14 protein-coding genes, 1 tRNA gene and 1 other RNA gene are annotated in these 17,502 nt (G+C 49.0%); 6 read left to right on the top strand and 10 right to left on the bottom strand.

Annotated features, from left to right (window positions below; translation table 11 throughout):
• Positions 1-47: 47 nt before the first annotated feature.
• The 6 genes from oppF to ychE all read right to left on the bottom strand — a co-directional run bounded on the left by oppF (position 48) and on the right by ychE (position 7,202).
• Positions 48-1,052: a murein tripeptide/oligopeptide ABC transporter ATP-binding protein OppF gene (gene oppF / locus OGV94_RS24735; protein WP_003020696.1), complete on the bottom strand. Its 1,005-nt coding sequence runs from the start codon at positions 1,050-1,052 to the stop codon at positions 48-50.
• Positions 1,049-2,062 carry a murein tripeptide/oligopeptide ABC transporter ATP-binding protein OppD gene (gene oppD, locus OGV94_RS24730; RefSeq protein WP_047410775.1) on the bottom strand — a complete coding sequence of 338 codons (1,014 nt, stop codon included), beginning with the start codon at positions 2,060-2,062 and terminating at the stop codon, positions 1,049-1,051. Before oppD ends, oppF begins: the two co-directional genes overlap by 4 nt.
• Before the next feature lie 11 nt (positions 2,063-2,073).
• Positions 2,074-2,982: an oligopeptide ABC transporter permease OppC gene (oppC, locus tag OGV94_RS24725; RefSeq protein ID WP_003020701.1), complete on the bottom strand. Its 909-nt coding sequence runs from the start codon at positions 2,980-2,982 to the stop codon at positions 2,074-2,076.
• Between the two features lie 14 nt (positions 2,983-2,996).
• On the bottom strand, positions 2,997-3,917 hold the full coding sequence (gene oppB / locus OGV94_RS24720; RefSeq protein WP_003020708.1) for an oligopeptide ABC transporter permease OppB: 921 nt from the start codon (positions 3,915-3,917) through the stop codon (positions 2,997-2,999).
• Between the two features lie 233 nt (positions 3,918-4,150).
• Positions 4,151-5,782: an oligopeptide ABC transporter substrate-binding protein OppA gene (gene oppA, locus OGV94_RS24715; RefSeq protein ID WP_047410770.1), complete on the bottom strand. Its 1,632-nt coding sequence runs from the start codon at positions 5,780-5,782 to the stop codon at positions 4,151-4,153.
• A 772-nt stretch (positions 5,783-6,554) separates the two neighbouring features.
• Positions 6,555-7,202 (bottom strand): NAAT family transporter YchE, encoded by a 648-nt coding sequence (gene ychE, locus OGV94_RS24710; protein WP_003020714.1) that lies wholly within the window; start codon positions 7,200-7,202, stop codon positions 6,555-6,557.
• A gap of 487 nt (positions 7,203-7,689) precedes the next feature.
• Between ychE and adhE the strand changes: the two genes are divergently transcribed.
• Positions 7,690-10,368 carry a bifunctional acetaldehyde-CoA/alcohol dehydrogenase gene (adhE, locus tag OGV94_RS24705; protein WP_043016131.1) on the top strand — a complete coding sequence of 893 codons (2,679 nt, stop codon included), beginning with the start codon at positions 7,690-7,692 and terminating at the stop codon, positions 10,366-10,368.
• A gap of 225 nt (positions 10,369-10,593) precedes the next feature.
• Here adhE and tdk read toward each other — a convergent pair whose 3' ends face one another.
• Positions 10,594-11,211, bottom strand: coding sequence for a thymidine kinase (gene tdk / locus OGV94_RS24700; RefSeq protein WP_043016130.1), 618 nt, complete (start codon positions 11,209-11,211; stop codon positions 10,594-10,596).
• Between the two features lie 622 nt (positions 11,212-11,833).
• Between tdk and hns the strand changes: the two genes are divergently transcribed.
• Positions 11,834-12,247 carry a histone-like nucleoid-structuring protein H-NS gene (gene hns / locus OGV94_RS24695; RefSeq protein WP_003020723.1) on the top strand — a complete coding sequence of 138 codons (414 nt, stop codon included), beginning with the start codon at positions 11,834-11,836 and terminating at the stop codon, positions 12,245-12,247.
• A gap of 137 nt (positions 12,248-12,384) precedes the next feature.
• Here the strand turns inward: hns and galU are convergent, their stop codons facing one another.
• From galU to rssA, 3 genes are all read right to left on the bottom strand, one after another.
• The gene (gene galU, locus OGV94_RS24690) at positions 12,385-13,293 is read right to left on the bottom strand and encodes a UTP--glucose-1-phosphate uridylyltransferase GalU (RefSeq protein ID WP_016153274.1); all 909 of its coding nucleotides are present in this window, start codon (positions 13,291-13,293) and stop codon (positions 12,385-12,387) included.
• Positions 13,294-13,497: 204 nt separating this feature from the next.
• Entirely contained in the window at positions 13,498-14,511 is a 1,014-nt protein-coding gene (gene rssB, locus OGV94_RS24685) for a two-component system response regulator RssB (RefSeq protein WP_043016129.1), read from the bottom strand.
• Between the two features lie 91 nt (positions 14,512-14,602).
• A complete protein-coding gene (gene rssA, locus OGV94_RS24680; protein ID WP_181230472.1) occupies positions 14,603-15,514 on the bottom strand; it encodes a patatin-like phospholipase RssA in 912 nt (303 codons plus the stop codon).
• Positions 15,515-15,625: 111 nt separating this feature from the next.
• On the opposite strand from rssA, the gene OGV94_RS24675 reads away from it, so the two are divergent.
• From OGV94_RS24675 to OGV94_RS24660, 4 genes are all read left to right on the top strand, one after another.
• The gene (locus OGV94_RS24675; protein ID WP_047410765.1) at positions 15,626-16,081 is read left to right on the top strand and encodes a YchJ family protein; all 456 of its coding nucleotides are present in this window, start codon (positions 15,626-15,628) and stop codon (positions 16,079-16,081) included.
• A gap of 55 nt (positions 16,082-16,136) precedes the next feature.
• Positions 16,137-16,979, top strand: a complete 843-nt coding sequence (gene purU / locus OGV94_RS24670; RefSeq protein ID WP_006684274.1) for a formyltetrahydrofolate deformylase — start codon at positions 16,137-16,139, stop codon at positions 16,977-16,979.
• A gap of 155 nt (positions 16,980-17,134) precedes the next feature.
• Positions 17,135-17,219 (top strand) — tRNA-Tyr (locus tag OGV94_RS24665).
• Positions 17,220-17,262: 43 nt separating this feature from the next.
• Positions 17,263-17,394: non-coding RNA, RtT sRNA (locus tag OGV94_RS24660), on the top strand.
• Positions 17,395-17,502 lie beyond the last annotated feature (108 nt).

The raw sequence follows: 17,502 nt of genomic DNA, 5'->3' as shown, positions 1-17,502 counted from the left end.
AGATACCTCACCAAAAAAAAAGGGCTGACCTTTGTCAGCCCTCACGATTATAGCGGGTCTACTTTCAGGCAGGAAACGGCGTGGCGGAAACTTCCTTCGAGAACCGGACGCGTTTTTGCGCATTCCGGTCCGGCAATCGGGCAGCGCGTACGGAACACGCAACCGGAAGGAGGGTTTATCGGCGACGGTAATTCGCCTTCCAGCAACTGGATAACCTTGTTCCTTTCCTGATCCGGATCGGGGATCGGCACCGCAGACATCAGCGCTTTGGTATATGGATGCAGCGGGTTATGGTACACCTCGTCATAGGTCCCCAATTCCACGGCATGGCCGAGATACATAACCAGCACGCGGTCGGAGATGTGTTTAACCACCGCCAGGTCGTGGGCAATAAAGATTAACGATAATCCCATTTCACGTTGAAGCTGTTGCAGCAGGTTCACCACCTGGGCCTGAATGGATACGTCCAGCGCCGAAACGGGTTCATCGCAAATAATCAGCTTCGGTTCGAGGATCAACGCACGGGCAATACCAATACGCTGACACTGACCACCAGAAAACTCATGCGGGTAGCGGTTAATCAGGTTGGGCAGTAATCCAACCTTCATCATCATCGCCTTCACACGGTCGCGGACTTCCTGACCCGGCAGGTTTGGATGATAAGTCCGCAGCGGTTCGGCAATGATTTCACCAATGGTCATACGCGGGTTTAACGATGCCAGCGGATCCTGGAAAATCATCTGGATATCGCTGCGCACCTCCCGCCACTCATCGGGTTTCATGCCCAGTAAATCTTTACCCAGCCAGGCGACCTTTCCATCAGTGGCTTTCACCAGGCCAATGATCGCACGGGCAAAGGTCGATTTTCCGCAGCCTGATTCGCCTACCACGCCCAGGGTTTCACCTTCATACAGCCGTAGGGTTACGCCATCAACCGCCTTCAGGGTTTTAGACGGTTGCCAGAACCACTGTTTGCCATCTTTAATGTCGAAATGGACTTTAAGATCGGCAATCTCCAGGAGCACTTTTCGTTGTTCGGTGACCGCATTCATACCAGTTCCTCCACCGGTTTAAAGCAGGCGCGCAGACGGCCCGGACTAAATTCCTCCAGTGGCGGAGCGCTGCTACAGATGTCCATCGCATGCGGGCAACGCGGTTGGAATGGACAGCCTTTTGGCAGGCGCAGCAGGTTCGGAGGGTTGCCAGGGATAGTCAGCATCTCTTCCCCTTCGGCATCCAGACGAGGTACGGCATTCAGCAAACCAATTGAATACGGATGAACGGGTTTATAAAAGACATCCCGCGCGCTACCGTATTCCATAGTGCGTCCGGCGTACATCACCAGAACTTTATCGCAAATACCGGCAACAACCCCCAGGTCGTGGGTGATCATGATAATCGCGGTGTTGAATTCACTTTTCAGTTCATTCAGCAGCGTCATGATTTGCGCCTGTACCGTCACATCGAGTGCGGTGGTCGGCTCATCGGCTATCAGTAATTTAGGCCTGCACAATAGCGCCATGGCGATCATTACGCGCTGACGCATGCCGCCGGAGAATTCATGCGGATACATTTTCATGCGCTTACGCGCTTCCGGCATTTTCACCGCATCCAGCATTCTGACAGACTCTTCAAAAGCTTCCGCTTTGCTCATGCCTTTATGCAGCATCAGAACTTCCATCAACTGCTCGCCAACCCGCATGTACGGATTAAGGGAGGTCATCGGGTCCTGGAAAATCATCGAGATTTGCTCAGCGCGCAGTTTGTTCAGCTCACGTTCCGGTAAGTTCAGAATTTCACGCCCATTGAAGGTTGCAGAACCCCCGATACGGCCATTTGCGGCCAGCAGGCCCATCAGAGCAAAGGCCGTTTGCGATTTACCCGAGCCGGATTCCCCGACAATCCCCAGCGTTTCTCCGGCTCGCAGAGAAAAGTTTAAATCGTTGACCGCAGTCACATCGCCATCGGGGGTGGCAAACGTCACGCGCAGTTCTTTTACGTTCAGCAGTGCGTTAGCCTGTTGTTGCGCGAGCGGCGCGGTTGAGGTTTCAATTACGCTCATGGCTGCACTCCTTAACGGTCTTTCGGGTCGAGGGCATCACGCAGGCCATCGCCAATAAAGTTAAAACAGAACAAAGTGACCACCAGGAAACCTGCCGGGAACAGCAGCAGCCATGGTGAGACTTCCATCGAGTTGGCACCATCACTGAGCAGCGCGCCCCAACTACTTAACGGTTCTTGCGTACCTAATCCCAAAAAGCTGAGGAAGGATTCAAACAGAATCATGCTCGGCACCAGCAATGAAGCGTATACCACCACTACGCCCAGCACGTTCGGCACAATATGACGGATAACGATGCGTACGGTAGACACTCCACCCACTTGTGCTGCTTCAATGAACTCTTTGCGCTTGAGACTCAGCGTTTGTCCACGCACGATACGCGCCATATCGAGCCAGGAGACCATTCCGATAGCGACAAAAATCAGCAGGATATTTTGTCCAAAGAAGGTAACCAGCAGGATCACAAAGAACATGAAAGGGAAGGAGTTGAGGATTTCCAGCAGACGCATCATCACCGAGTCGATTTTACCGCCGAGATAGCCCGACAGAGAGCCGTACAGCGTACCAACGACTACCGCCACCAGCGCCGCGGCAATGCCGACCATCAGCGAGATACGCCCGCCAATCGCCACACGGACCAGCAGGTCACGACCCGACGAGTCGGTGCCGAAATAGTGTCCGGACTCCGTATCCGGCGCGCTGGACATCATGCCCCAGTCGGTATCGAAGTAGGTAAACTGCGACAGCATCGGCGCCAGCGTCACAAACAACGCAATGATCACCAGCACCACCAGGCTTGCTACCGCCGCGCGGTTATGCATAAAGCGTCGACGCGCGTCTTGCCACAGGCTGCGGCCTTCGACCTCCAGCTTTTCACTGAAATTCTCCAGCGCTTCGCTGTTTTTCTTACTTAACATCATAGCGAGCTCCAGTATCAGTAACGAATTTTCGGGTCGATAACGGCATACAGCACATCGACAATCGCGTTAAACACGATGGTCAGCGTACCCACCAGAATGGTCAGGCTCAGAACCAGCGAATAGTCGCGGTTTAACGCGCCATTGACGAACAGTTGGCCAATGCCCGGCAAACCATAGATGGTTTCAATAACCATCGAACCGGTGATAATGCCGACAAATGCTGGCCCCATATAGGACAGCACGGGCAACAGCGCAGGTTTTAACGCATGGCGGAAAATAATCCGCCGCATCGGCAGCCCTTTAGCGCGTGCGGTACGAATAAAGTTAGAGTGCAGTACTTCAATCATCGAGCCGCGAGTAATACGGGCGATACTGGCGATATAGGCCAGTGACAAGGCCACCATCGGCAGGATCATAAATTTCAGCGCCCCGCCGTTCCAGCCCCCGCCGGGTAGCCATTTCAAGGTTATGGCAAATATCATGACCAATAAGGGAGCGACCACGAAACTGGGGATAACGACCCCGGTCATTGCCACCCCCATCACCGTGTAATCCCAGCGCGTATTTTGCTTCAGCGCGGCTATCACCCCGGCGCTAACGCCCACGAGGACGGCCAGAATAAAGGCGGCAGCGCCAAGCTTCGCAGAAACCGGAAAGCTCGAGGCAACGAGGTCGTTTACCGTATAGTCTTTATATTTAAAGGATGGCCCAAAATCGCCATGTGCCAGCTGCTTCAGATAGCTGAAGTACTGCGTCGAGATAGGATCGTTAAGATGATATTTCGCTTCAATATTTGCCAGTACCTCTGGCGGTAACGCGCGTTCTCCGGTAAATGGGCTTCCCGGCGCAAGGCGCATCATAAAGAATGAAATTGTAATAAGAATAAATAGCGTCGGAATCGCTTCCAGACAGCGACGTAATATGAATTTTAACATTGCCCGTACCTTCTGGCGTGTGCCTTTATACCCGTCACACTTCAAGCTGCAGATGCGTTGGCTTTACTCGCTCACGCCAGTCACTTACTTAAGTAAGCTCCTGGCGATTCGCTGCGTTGCCGCCTTCCTGCAACGTGAATTGTTTAGGGTATACCTCTCTTTGTCCAAAGAGGTATTTATAGTTCGAAGAAAAAGACACTGTGGGGCAACCTTGATCGCCCCACGTCTTGCCATTAATGCTTGATAATATACAAGTCTTTAACGTGGATATTATCCATCGGGTCTTTACCGGAGTATCCGCCAACCCATGGTTTCACCAGGCGGGCGTTCACATAGTAATAAACCGGTACAATCGCAGAATCTTTATCCAACTGCTGCTCTGCTTTTGAATACAGTTCGCTACGCTGTGCTTCGTCGGTCACTTTCAGCGTATCCGCAATCAGCTTATCAAACGCCGGGCTCTTATAATGGACGGTGTTGTTAGAGCTGTCGGAAAGCACCATGTTCAGGAAGGAGGTTGGTTCGTTGTAATCCGCACACCAGCCAGCACGCGAAACATCATAGTTACCCTGATGGCGCGTATCGAGGAATGTTTTCCACTCCTGGTTTTCCAGCTTCACGTTGGCGCCCAGATTTTTCTTCCAGATAGATGCCGCGGCGATAGCCAGCTTCTTATGCAGGTCTGAGGTGTTATACAGCAGGTTAAAGGTTAACGGTTTTTCAGCGGTATAACCGGCTTCAGCCAACAGTTTTTTCGCTTCTTCGTTACGTTTTTCCTGAGACCATTTGAACCACTCTGGCTCAACCAGTTTCGCGCCATCTGTGTAAGGAGGGGTAAAGCTATACGCAGGCAGGTCGCCCTGATTTTTCACTTTGTTGACGATAATGTCACGATCCATCGCCAGTTTCAGGGCAGTACGGACACGAACATCGTTGAACGGCGCTTTCTGGTTGTTGATTTCGTAATAATAGGTGCACAGATACGGGTCAACGTGAACTTCGTTCGGGATTTCTTTTTTCAGTTTCTGGAATAACTCGATCGGCATGTTGTTATAGGTCATGTCGATTTCGCCGCTGCGATAGCGGTTAACGTCAGTCACTTCAGAAGCAATTGGCAGGTAGGTCACCTGGTTAATCACCGTTTTAGCGTTGTCCCAGTAATTGGCATTACGTTCAAGTACAATGCGCTCGTTGACCACCCAATCTTTCAGTTTGTATGCGCCATTGGTGACGATATTAGCGGGCTGGGTCCATTTCTCACCGTATTTTTCAACCGCGGCTTTAGGAACCGGTGAAACAGATGAGTGCACAAGCAGTTTGTAGAAATAAGGAACAGGCTCGCTCAGTGTGACTTCAAAGGTATGGTCATCAAGAGCTTTAACACCGAGATCGGTGACCGGCTTTTTGCCGGCGATAATATCATCAATATTGACGATGTGACCGTACTGCAAATAACTGGCGTACGGTGACGCGGTATTTGGGTTAGCCAGTCGTTGCCAGCTATACACGAAATCTTGCGCGGTGACAGGCGTGCCGTCAGACCACTTAGCATCTTTACGCAGATGGAATGTCCAGACTTTAAAATCTTTATTTTCCCATTTTTCAGCCACGCCAGGCGATGGTTTGCCATCGACATCACTGATTAATAAACCTTCAAACAGATCGCGGCTAATGTTGGATTCAGGTACACCTTCGATTTTATGCGGATCGAGCGACTGAACTTCCGAACCATTATTACGCACCAGAGTCTGCTTTTCAGCAAGCTGTACTCCCGCTGGCACAACTGCCGCCGTGGCAACATTTCCAGCGACTAGCGCAGTTAAGATCCCCGCAGCTACTAAACTTTTTTTGGTGATGTTAGTCATTGTGTTTGTACTCCCTCATTATTATGGCTGGTTTTTTAACCAGACTGTTAATCCTGTCAGGATCACTGTACGGCATCGGAGATTTTCTGCCGTCAGGTCGTTTTTTGTTTTACTGCTTGCTATCACCGACTTTATTTATTCTGGCGATTCGTATGACCGCCTTACGTCGATTATCTACGTGCCTCCCCTGCCGGAAACACGCTATTACCCTGTTGAGAGAAACTAACTGCAAATGATTCTCATCAACGTGAATTCTTCTGCATAATACCTGGCCGGAAAGTATCAAATGCGTTTCTTAACCGCCAATACATTTTACAAATTTGTTAACCAATTCTCTTTTATTGGAAATAAATCTCACTAAGAAAGTCTTACGAATGAAGGCCTGTTATAATAAATCTATAAAAATCAATGCACTACATCAAGCACGGTGTTAACTACCCTGTCCGGAGTCAACATCATGCCAAAATGCACATAAATTTAACAATTGGTTATTAATTAGCACATTCAACTGAATAAAACGCTGAAATAACTAATAACATTTCGATAATCCTTCAGCAAGCCCCAGAGTATGATGTTAATTAAATAACAGCGATATCAGACTCACTCTGGCGGACGGATGAGTGTTACATTCATAAAATCAGTAAATAAACAAATGAATAACCATCAGCATTTTTTATTATTACTATGCTGATTTTCAACTTTAGTGAGAAGTTTTACTAATAATGAAAAGAAACGGAGCCGCAAGCGGCTCCGTTTATCCCGCAGAGGGATATCAGGCAAGCAAACCGGGGAAAATGGACTTGATTCCAGTCACGATGAATTCGATCCCCAGAGCCATCAACAACAACCCCATAATACGCGTAATGACGTTGATGCCGGTCTGGCCTAACAGTCGTACCAGCCATGGCGCCATGCGAAACAGTCCCCAACAGCACAGGGCAAACAACGCAATCGCGACGAAAAAGCCAAACAGGTTAATTGCACTGTGATAGCGCGTACCCCAAACGATAGTTGAGCTTATCGCCCCAGGCCCCGCCATCAGCGGCAACGCCAGTGGCACTACACCAATACTTTCACGAATTGCTGTTTCTGATTTTTCCTGTTTATTTTGCTTATCTTCGCCAAGTTTTCCGCTAATCATCGACATCGCGATAGTCACTACCAGAATGCCGCCGGCAATCCTGAACGAATCGATCGAGATACCGAAGAGTTGCAAAATACCGTCGCCAAGGAACAGTGAAGTCCACAGGATGATAGCAACTGACAGGTTTGCAGTGAGGTTGGTTTTGTTTCGCGCAGCAGCCGTTTGATAGCTGGTCATACTGATAAAGACAGGGATGATCCCTACCGGGTTGACCAATGCAAATAACCCAATGAAAAATTTAAAATAGACAGGAAAATCAAATAGCGTTTGGATCACGGTTAGCTCCGAAGCGTTAGCCGGATAAAATGAGTCATAAAAATTGATAAAATCCGCGCTGAAGATACGCCTTTTGTCAGCATACTTCACCTCCTATCTGCGTATATCTACGTAAATACGCTACCAATAGTTAGTGTTATTAATATGTATTGAATATGCTAATGTTATTAGCATTCATCCCACCAATTTGTTAACACTTACCGATAAACGCTAAAAGGGCCTGCTGAAAGGTGTCAGCTTTGCTAAATCTTGATCCAGATCACGCAATTACTACTCAGAAGTGAGTAATCTTGCTTACGCCACCTGGAGATAACGCGTTAGAGTTAACTGGCGCTAGTGCATAAGCTATTTTAGTAAATCAAGGTAAAGTGGACGTTAATTAACCGTTTGATTTTCAAAACGTTACACAAATTTTCGTCGGTCTGTCTATACTCTCGTATCGAGCAGATGATTTACTAAAAAAGTTTAACATTATCAGGAGAGCATTATGGCTGTTACTAATGTCGCTGAACTTAACGCACTTGTAGAGCGCGTAAAAAAAGCCCAGCGTGAATATGCCAGTTTCACTCAAGAACAGGTTGACAAAATCTTCCGTGCCGCCGCTCTGGCCGCCGCAGACGCTCGAATCCCTCTCGCGAAAATGGCCGTTGCCGAATCTGGCATGGGCATCGTCGAAGATAAAGTGATTAAAAACCACTTCGCTTCCGAATACATTTATAACGCATATAAAGACGAAAAAACCTGTGGCGTGCTGTCTGAAGACGACACTTTCGGTACCATTACCATTGCTGAACCGATCGGTATCATCTGCGGTATCGTTCCAACCACCAACCCGACTTCTACTGCAATCTTCAAATCTCTGATCAGCCTGAAGACGCGTAACGCCATCATCTTCTCTCCGCACCCACGTGCTAAAGATGCAACCAACAAAGCAGCTGACATCGTTCTGCAGGCAGCCATCGCTGCTGGCGCCCCGAAAGATCTGATCGGCTGGATCGATCAACCTTCCGTAGAACTGTCTAACGCGCTGATGCACCACCCGGACATCAACCTGATCCTTGCAACAGGTGGCCCAGGCATGGTTAAAGCAGCATACAGCTCTGGTAAACCGGCAATCGGCGTAGGCGCAGGTAACACCCCGGTTGTTATCGATGAGACCGCTGATATCAAACGTGCTGTTGCATCTGTTCTGATGTCTAAAACCTTCGATAACGGCGTAATTTGTGCTTCTGAACAGTCTGTTGTCGTTGTTGACTCCGTCTACGACGCAGTGCGTGAGCGTTTCGCAACTCACGGCGGCTACATGCTGCAAGGCAAAGAGCTGAAAGCAGTCCAGGACGTTATCCTGAAGAATGGCGCGCTGAACGCGGCTATCGTTGGTCAGCCGGCATACAAAATTGCTGAACTGGCAGGCTTCTCCGTACCAGAAACCACTAAGATTCTGATTGGTGAAGTTAAAGTTGTTGACGAAAGCGAACCGTTTGCTCACGAGAAACTGTCTCCAACGCTGGCAATGTACCGTGCGAAAGATTTCGAAGACGCCGTTATTAAAGCTGAAAAACTGGTTGCGATGGGCGGTATCGGTCATACCTCTTGCCTGTACACCGACCAGGACAATCAGCCAGAACGTGTTGCTTACTTCGGTCAGATGATGAAAACCGCACGTATCCTGATTAACACCCCAGCATCTCAGGGTGGTATCGGTGACCTGTACAACTTCAAACTCGCGCCTTCCCTGACTCTGGGTTGTGGTTCCTGGGGTGGTAACTCCATCTCTGAAAACGTTGGTCCTAAGCACCTGATCAACAAGAAAACCGTTGCTAAGCGAGCTGAAAACATGTTGTGGCACAAACTTCCGAAATCTATCTACTTCCGTCGTGGCTCTCTGCCAATCGCACTGGATGAAGTGATTACCGATGGTCACAAACGTGCGCTGATCGTGACCGACCGCTTCCTGTTTAACAATGGCTACGCTGACCAGATCACTTCTGTTCTGAAAGCTGCTGGCGTTGAAACCGAAGTGTTCTTTGAAGTTGAAGCTGACCCAACTCTGAGCGTTGTACGTAAAGGTGCTGAGCTGGCTAACTCCTTCAAACCAGACGTGATCATCGCGCTGGGTGGTGGTTCCCCGATGGACGCCGCGAAAATCATGTGGGTTATGTACGAACATCCAGAAACCCACTTCGAAGAACTGGCGCTGCGCTTTATGGACATCCGTAAACGTATCTACAAGTTCCCGAAAATGGGCGTGAAAGCGAAGATGGTTGCCGTCACCACCACTTCCGGTACCGGCTCTGAAGTAACTCCGTTTGCGGTCGTTACTGACGATGCAACGGGTCAGAAATATCCGCTGGCTGACTATGCGCTGACTCCGGATATGGCGATTGTTGACGCCAACCTGGTTATGGATATGCCGAAGTCACTGTGTGCGTTCGGTGGTCTGGATGCAGTAACTCACGCTCTGGAAGCTTACGTTTCCGTACTGGCTTCTGAGTTCTCTGACGGTCAGGCTCTGCAAGCGCTGAAACTGCTGAAAGAAAACCTGCCAGCGTCTTACCATGAAGGTTCTAAAAACCCGGTAGCGCGTGAGCGTGTACACAGTGCAGCAACCATCGCCGGTATCGCGTTTGCTAACGCCTTCCTGGGTGTATGTCACTCAATGGCGCACAAGCTGGGTTCTCAGTTCCACATTCCTCACGGTCTGGCGAACGCCCTGCTGATCAGCAACGTTATTCGTTATAACGCCAACGACAACCCGACTAAACAGACTGCATTCAGCCAGTACGACCGTCCGCAGGCTCGTCGTCGCTACGCTGAAATCGCAGACCATCTGGGTCTGAGCGCACCGGGTGACCGTACTGCTGCAAAAATCCAGAAACTGCTGGCCTGGCTGGAAGAAATCAAAGCTGAACTGGGTATTCCTAAGTCTATCCGTGAAGCTGGCGTTCAGGAAGCTGACTTCCTGGCACACGTGGACAAACTGTCTGAAGATGCGTTTGATGACCAGTGTACTGGTGCTAACCCACGTTATCCGCTGATTGCTGAACTGAAACAGATCCTGCTGGATACCTACTACGGTCGCGAATACAGCGAAGGCCAGGCCGCCGCTAAGACTGAAGCAGTAGCAGCACCGAAAGCTGAGAAGAAAGCGAAGAAATCCGCTTAATTCGTCCAGATAAGTTTTAGTTTCACCATAAACGGTCCCTGATGGGACCGTTTTTTTTACGTCTTGCTTTTTTAGAATCGGCGTATGACCCATTCAGCGACATGTAGAGAAGTGTGACCAGGAGGATATGAGAATATCGTCAGGAGAGAGCCTGACAGGGTAGCGAACATTAGCGAATGGTCGTAAGCCTACCCTGTGCTAATAAGCGCCCAGAAGCGCGTAGAGTTAGTCGTGGCAATGCCGTTCTTGTATCGCCGTCAGAGAACCCTCAGACTGTGCCTGTTTATAATGCTTACGACATACAGATACATAGCGTTCATTCCCACCGATCACCACCTGCTCGCCCTCATTATAAGGTCTTCCAGACTGATCAAGTCGTAACACCATGCTGGCCTTACGCCCACAGAAACAAATGGTTTTTAATTCAACCAGTTTATCTGACCATGCCAGCAGGTATTCGCTACCGCCAAATAACTCACCGCGGAAATCTGTGCGCAACCCATAGCACAGCACGGGAATATCCAGCCGATCGACCACTTCAGATAATTCATAAACCTGCTGTCGAGTCAGAAACTGCGACTCATCCACCAGTACGCAGTGAATTCTTTGCTGTTCATTCTCAGCGCGAATCTCTTCGAACAATGATGAATTTTGGTTAAACAATTTTGCAGGTGACGACAGACCTATACGTGAACTTACTTTTCCAGCGCCAAAGCGGTCATCAATTTCCGCTGTATATACAACGGCACGCATCCCACGTTCCTGATAATTGTACGAAGATTGCAGCAATGCAGTCGACTTACCGGCATTCATTGCAGAATAGTAAAAATATAGCTGTGCCATTGAGCGTAGGCCCTCACCCGGGGAAATAAATATGGGCGGGATTGTAGCATATTTCACGAAAGTGTCGGTGTAGCGTTGTCCGCAAAGGCGTATAAATGCACGTGCATACTCGCTCAGTGACGCCTAAATAACCGACCCTTTAAGCTACAAGGGAGCGTGAGTACACTCAGACATAGCTCAGGCAGCCTGAAACTGGACGGGTATATACACACTCTTTCACAAATAGTGCTCATGAAATTTATCCATGCCACTTATCTTCTTGCGGCAATAAAGAAACCCTTTCCTTATTGTTATTGAATCTACCCACTGTCACCATGTATTAGTGAATTCATGTAAGCAAAACTAATACAAAAGGTTGAAATCACTGCAAAGAGATACTATTTGTACACCATAAAATGTGACCTGAATCTTGAATTTTTACTCTCAGCCGCGGAGAAGCCCCCTCACCAATAAGCCTTTTTTATGCCCAACATCGTGGTGAATTTAAGACAGATGAATTAATTCTGATACTAAATAAAGCGCAATTTTGAATTCCTTACATTCCTGGCTATTGCACAACTGAATTTATCGCTCTATTATTAGCTCAACAAACCACCCCCAATATAAGTTTGAGATTACTACAATGAGCGAAGCACTTAAAATTCTGAACAACATCCGTACTCTTCGTGCGCAGGCAAGAGAATGTACTCTGGAAACGCTTGAAGAAATGCTGGAAAAATTAGAAGTTGTTGTTAGCGAGCGCCGTGAAGAAGAAAGCGCTGCAGCTGCTGAAGTTGAAGAACGTACTCGTAAACTGCAACAATATCGTGAAATGCTGATCGCTGACGGCATTGATCCGAACGAACTGCTGAATAGCATGGCTGCTGTTAAATCTGGCACCAAAGCTAAACGCGCTGCGCGTCCGGCTAAATATAGCTACGTTGACGAAAACGGTGAAACTAAAACCTGGACTGGCCAGGGTCGTACACCGGCTGTGATCAAAAAAGCGATGGAAGAACAAGGTAAACAACTGGACGATTTCCTGATCAAGGAATAATTCAGAAATAGTTTGCTTAAAATCCCGCCACTGGCGGGATTTTTTTTACCTGTACTTCACACAGTCCCTACCCGGATTAGGTATAAAAAAACGGTGCTGGATTAGCAGCACCGTTCAGACCTGATAATACCAGGAGGTTACTTCTTAATACCCATCTCATCTTCCAGCCAGGCTTTAAATTCAGCGCCGAGAGTATTATGGCGAATACCATATTCAACGAACGCCTGCATATAGCCCAGCTTATTACCACAGTCATGGCTTTTGCCCTTCATGTGATAAGCTTCAACCGTTTCTTTTTCAATCAGCATATCGATAGCATCGGTCAGCTGAATTTCGTCACCCGCTCCTGGAGGCGTTTTTGCCAGCAGAGGCCAGATATCCGCACTAAGGACGTAGCGTCCCACCACGGCCAGATTAGATGGCGCAACATTCGCTTTCGGTTTTTCAACAACGCCAACCATCGGTACGCTTTCGCCTGGCGCTAATTCCACGCCTTTACAATCAACAACACCATAAGCGGTAACATCTTCTACCGGCTCAACCATAATCTGGCTGCTGCCTGTTTCATCAAAACGATGAATCATTTCGGCAAGGTTGTCGCGTGATAAATCAGATTCGTATTCGTCGAGAATCACGTCCGGCAGGATAACGGCAACCGGCTCATCGCCAACAACCGGGTGCGCGCACAATACCGCGTGGCCCAGACCTTTGGCCAGCCCCTGACGCACCTGCATAATAGTGACATGCGGCGGACAAATAGATTGCACTTCTTCCAGAAGCTGGCGTTTTACACGTTTTTCCAGCATAGCTTCAAGTTCAAAGCTGGTATCGAAGTGGTTTTCAATAGAATTTTTAGACGAGTGAGTTACAAGTACAATTTCAGTGATGCCCGCAGCAATACATTCGTTTACGACGTACTGAATTAATGGCTTATCAACCAACGGTAGCATCTCTTTCGGGATTGCTTTCGTAGCCGGTAACATCCTGGTTCCTAATCCCGCAACCGGGATAACGGCCTTTTTGACTTTTGAATTAAGGGCAGCCATTTAAAACTCTCCTGGACTGTTCATGTATTGAACGTGTTCATCAATCTGTATCGCATCCAAGTATATCAGTACCGCGACAAGCTTCTGGTCTGAAAAGGACGCGCATCGGTATAATTAAGATAAATACGAATAAACCTGGCGCTGATAGTAGCACTCACAACATGAGGGGGGTGAGCCAATTTCATTCCCACTCCTATCGGTTGTTCATTCCGCAGACAACATCAGGCGCAGGCGACCCCCAGCCCCCCAAATTTGGCACTGCCAGGACTCGCAACGTTGGCTCAGTTGATTAAGATATGCATTCCCTAAGGTTCCTAATGGAACACCATTGCTGATTTGTACATTGTGGGAACCTGTATTTAATGTCGCATTCAGCCCCGCTGATACCAAAATCAGGTTTTTTAATCCGCTGTGGTAATAGCCAACCAGCAGAGGAAATTGTCCGGGCAAATTAGCCTGACGCAATAAATGGTTTACCTGTTTCAATAACGCACCCAGCTCTGGCAATCGTTGATTTTGATGCGCCAGTTGTTCCTGCAGCAAACCGTTAAATAGCGCTCGCAGTAATAATGCCGCCAGAACGCCATTATCCCCTGCCCGCGTCACATCCAGACAATAAAACGCAAGGTCATGGTCCGATAGCGGCGCAATATCCAGTACCAGCCCCGGCTGATCGGCGGCCACCAGCTGGCGATAGTTGATCCGACATTGCGAAATCACTTGCGACACCGGAGGCTGTAATTCTTGCAACAGCTTCGCTGCAGCAGCAGGATCACCAACCATCGCATCCCAGTCGCGAAATAGCCGCTCTTCTTCTTCCACGCGTGAATTAAACATATTGGGATACAGGCAGGCAAAGACCGTTTCTCGCAGGCGATTAAGATCTTTCACCGGCTTTAACAGAACATCATCGACACCCAATCGTAGCGCTTTGGCTATGTCGGACATATTTTCCGTCGCTGATATCACCAGGATTGGGGTCTGATCGCCACGATTACGCAGATACTCCACCAGCTTGAGACCATTCATGCGCGGCATAGCCAGGTCGCAGATCATCAGGTCGGGTTTAAAATGCCCGAGTAAATCCAGTGCTTCAAGTCCGTCGCCAGCTACCGCCGTTGTCGCTCCCAAAGAGGAAAACCATGAGTCCATGAGTGAGCGAAATACCGGCTCATCCTCAACGATAAGAATCTGTTTTCCGACCAATGGCTGCGTCATATTCTCCCCCCTGACTGGCTTTACTAAATAGTGGCATGCTATTGCTACTCACGCCTGTCAGAATTTGCTTAAGTGTTGATAAAAAAATGCGTTAGACGTTGGTTTTCACCAGGGGTAGAAGCTCATCCATTTTCTTCTCGACCGCCAGTTGTCCGGCAGCAATTGCTGCGCTGGCACGGTGAAAATCCAGCGTGGATATTTGCGGACAGAACGGCTGAATCAGGATATCTGGCGGGTCACCGGCCATACGGTTACGTTTCAGACGGTTTTCCAGAACCTGAATAGACGTCGTCATGATCTCCATCGCCGTCGGCGCGGTCACCGTACGCCTGGCCGTTATATTGCTCAAGCGCTCTTTCAGGCGGGCACGCCATGAGAGTTCGTCAGCATCCTCACTCGTTTCGGTATCACTGCTGACGTTGAAGGAGAGTAAATCTTGCTGCATGAGATGCGCATCGTGTTGCAGATCAACGGCAATAACGATGTCGGCGCCCAGCGCACGGGTTAGAGACACAGGAACGGGATTCACCACCGCGCCATCGACCAGCCAGTAACCATTATGCGCCACGGGAGACATCAATCCAGGAATACTGCAGGAGGCCCGGACAGCCAGGTGCAAATCACCTTCGGTGAACCATAGCTCCCGCCCCGTACTCAGATTAGTTGCCACTGTGGCGAAACGTCGGGTGCATTGCTCAATCGCTTCTACCGGCATGACATTACGGTACTGATTAAAAACCCGTTCACCACGCAGTAAACCGCCCCTGCGCCACGAGAGGTCCATCAGACGTAAAACGTCCCAATAGCTGAAAGAACAAACCCACTGTTCTAGAGCAGGTAACTTATTGCATGCGTAGGCTGCACCAACCAGCGAACCAATGGAGCACCCTGCCACGATATCAACATCAATGCCCATATGCTTTAGGGCTTTAATAACGCCAATATGCGACCAACCTCGCGCCGCGCCGGAACCTAGCGCCAGCCCAATTTTTATTTTTCTCATTGTACGTACAAACTTCCCCTGGCTTGCAGACGTAGCAACATCGCTACCGCTCAGTTAACATAGTGCCACTCTGGCGTTTTTACGCCGTTTTTTTATTCCAGGGAGTACTTTGTGTCTCAGCTTTGTCCCTGTGGTAGCGCTGTCGAGTATAGCCTATGTTGCTACCGTTATGTGTCCGGCGCGCAAGTAGCACCTACGCCGTCACATCTCATGCGTTCTCGTTACTGCGCTTTTGTGATGAAAGACGCAGATTACCTTATCAGAACCTGGCATCCGGACTGTCATGCCGCCGCGTTTCGCGACGACATTATCGCAGGATTTGCCCACACCGAATGGCTCGGGCTGACCGTTTTTGAACAAGACACGGCAGACACAGATAATGTCGGCTATGTCAGCTTTGTTGCACGGTTTTCTGAACAAGGTAAAACAGGCGCAATTATCGAGCGCTCTCGTTTTTTAAAAGAAAACGGTCAGTGGTACTATATAGACGGTACACGCCCTCAAATTGGACGAAACGATACCTGCCCTTGTGGCTCCGGTAAAAAATTTAAAAAGTGCTGCGGCTAATCAACGCCCGACAGTATCAATTTTGCAAACATTCTCAACAGGATCACCGCTGCAAATGCATTCATTACAACGAAAAGTGCTGCGTACTATTTGCCCTGACCAAAAAGGTCTGATCGCACGCATTACGAATATCTGTTACAAGCATGAACTGAACATCGTGCAAAACAATGAGTTCGTGGACCACCGTACCGGGCGCTTTTTTATGCGTACCGAACTGGAGGGTATTTTTAACGACGTCACGCTGCTTGCCGATCTGGATAGCGCCTTACCCGATGGCTCCATTCGTGAATTAACGCCAGCAGGACGCCGCCGTATCGTCATTTTGGTCACCAAGGAAGCACATTGTCTGGGCGACCTGTTAATGAAGGCCAATTATGGCGGTCTGGATGTTGAAATCGCGGCAGTTATCGGCAACCACGAAACGCTGCGCCCTTTGGTTGAACGGTTTGATATTCCGTTTGAGCTGGTCAGCCACGAAGGTTTAACGCGTGACGAACACGACCAGAAAATGGCCGACGCTATCGACGCGCACCAACCAGACTATGTCGTGCTGGCAAAATACATGCGCGTTTTGACGCCAACGTTTGTTTCACGCTTCCCGAATAAGATTATCAATATCCACCATTCATTCCTGCCGGCGTTTATTGGTGCTCGTCCTTACCATCAGGCTTATGAGCGCGGTGTGAAGATCATCGGCGCAACGGCTCACTACGTGAATGATAACCTCGATGAAGGTCCAATCATTATGCAGGACGTGATTCACGTTGATCACACCTACACCGCAGAAGACATGATGCGTGCGGGTCGTGACGTTGAGAAAAATGTATTAAGCCGCGCACTGTATCAAGTGCTGGCTCAACGCGTGTTTGTTTACGGCAACCGAACGATTATTCTGTAATCGATTGATAATTTAATTGGTTACCTTTACATCTTTACGCGTAAAAATCAGGCAACCAGTTCTTTTTTATCAACGGAATACTTTACAGGGGCGCATCATTTGATATGATGCGCCCCGCTTCCAACGGAAGCAGGCCAGTAACTAGCATTACCCCTGGTGGGGTTCCCGAGCGGCCAAAGGGAGCAGACTGTAAATCTGCCGTCATCGACTTCGAAGGTTCGAATCCTTCCCCCACCACCATTATTCACTACAGCGATGTAGTAACCCCAATAAGCTATGCTGAAGTTTGCACTTACTGGGAAGGGTGAGAGCCTTCGATTAAGGTTCGACTCGAGCGAAAGCGAGAGAACGTTGCCAACGGCAACGGCCCGAAGGGTGAGGAGCGAAGCGACGAATAATCCTTCCCCCACCACCATTCATTACGTTAGATTCACAAATTAGTATACCCCTGGTGGGGTTCCCGAGCGGCCAAAGGGAGCAGACTGTAAATCTGCCGTCATCGACTTCGAAGGTTCGAATCCTT

It is taken from the genome of Citrobacter sp. Ce006 (assembly GCF_030336535.1).
GTDB lineage: Bacteria > Pseudomonadota > Gammaproteobacteria > Enterobacterales > Enterobacteriaceae > Citrobacter > Citrobacter europaeus.
Note: the sequence above shows the minus strand (reverse complement) of the source record. Positions and strands in the feature narration are given on the sequence as shown.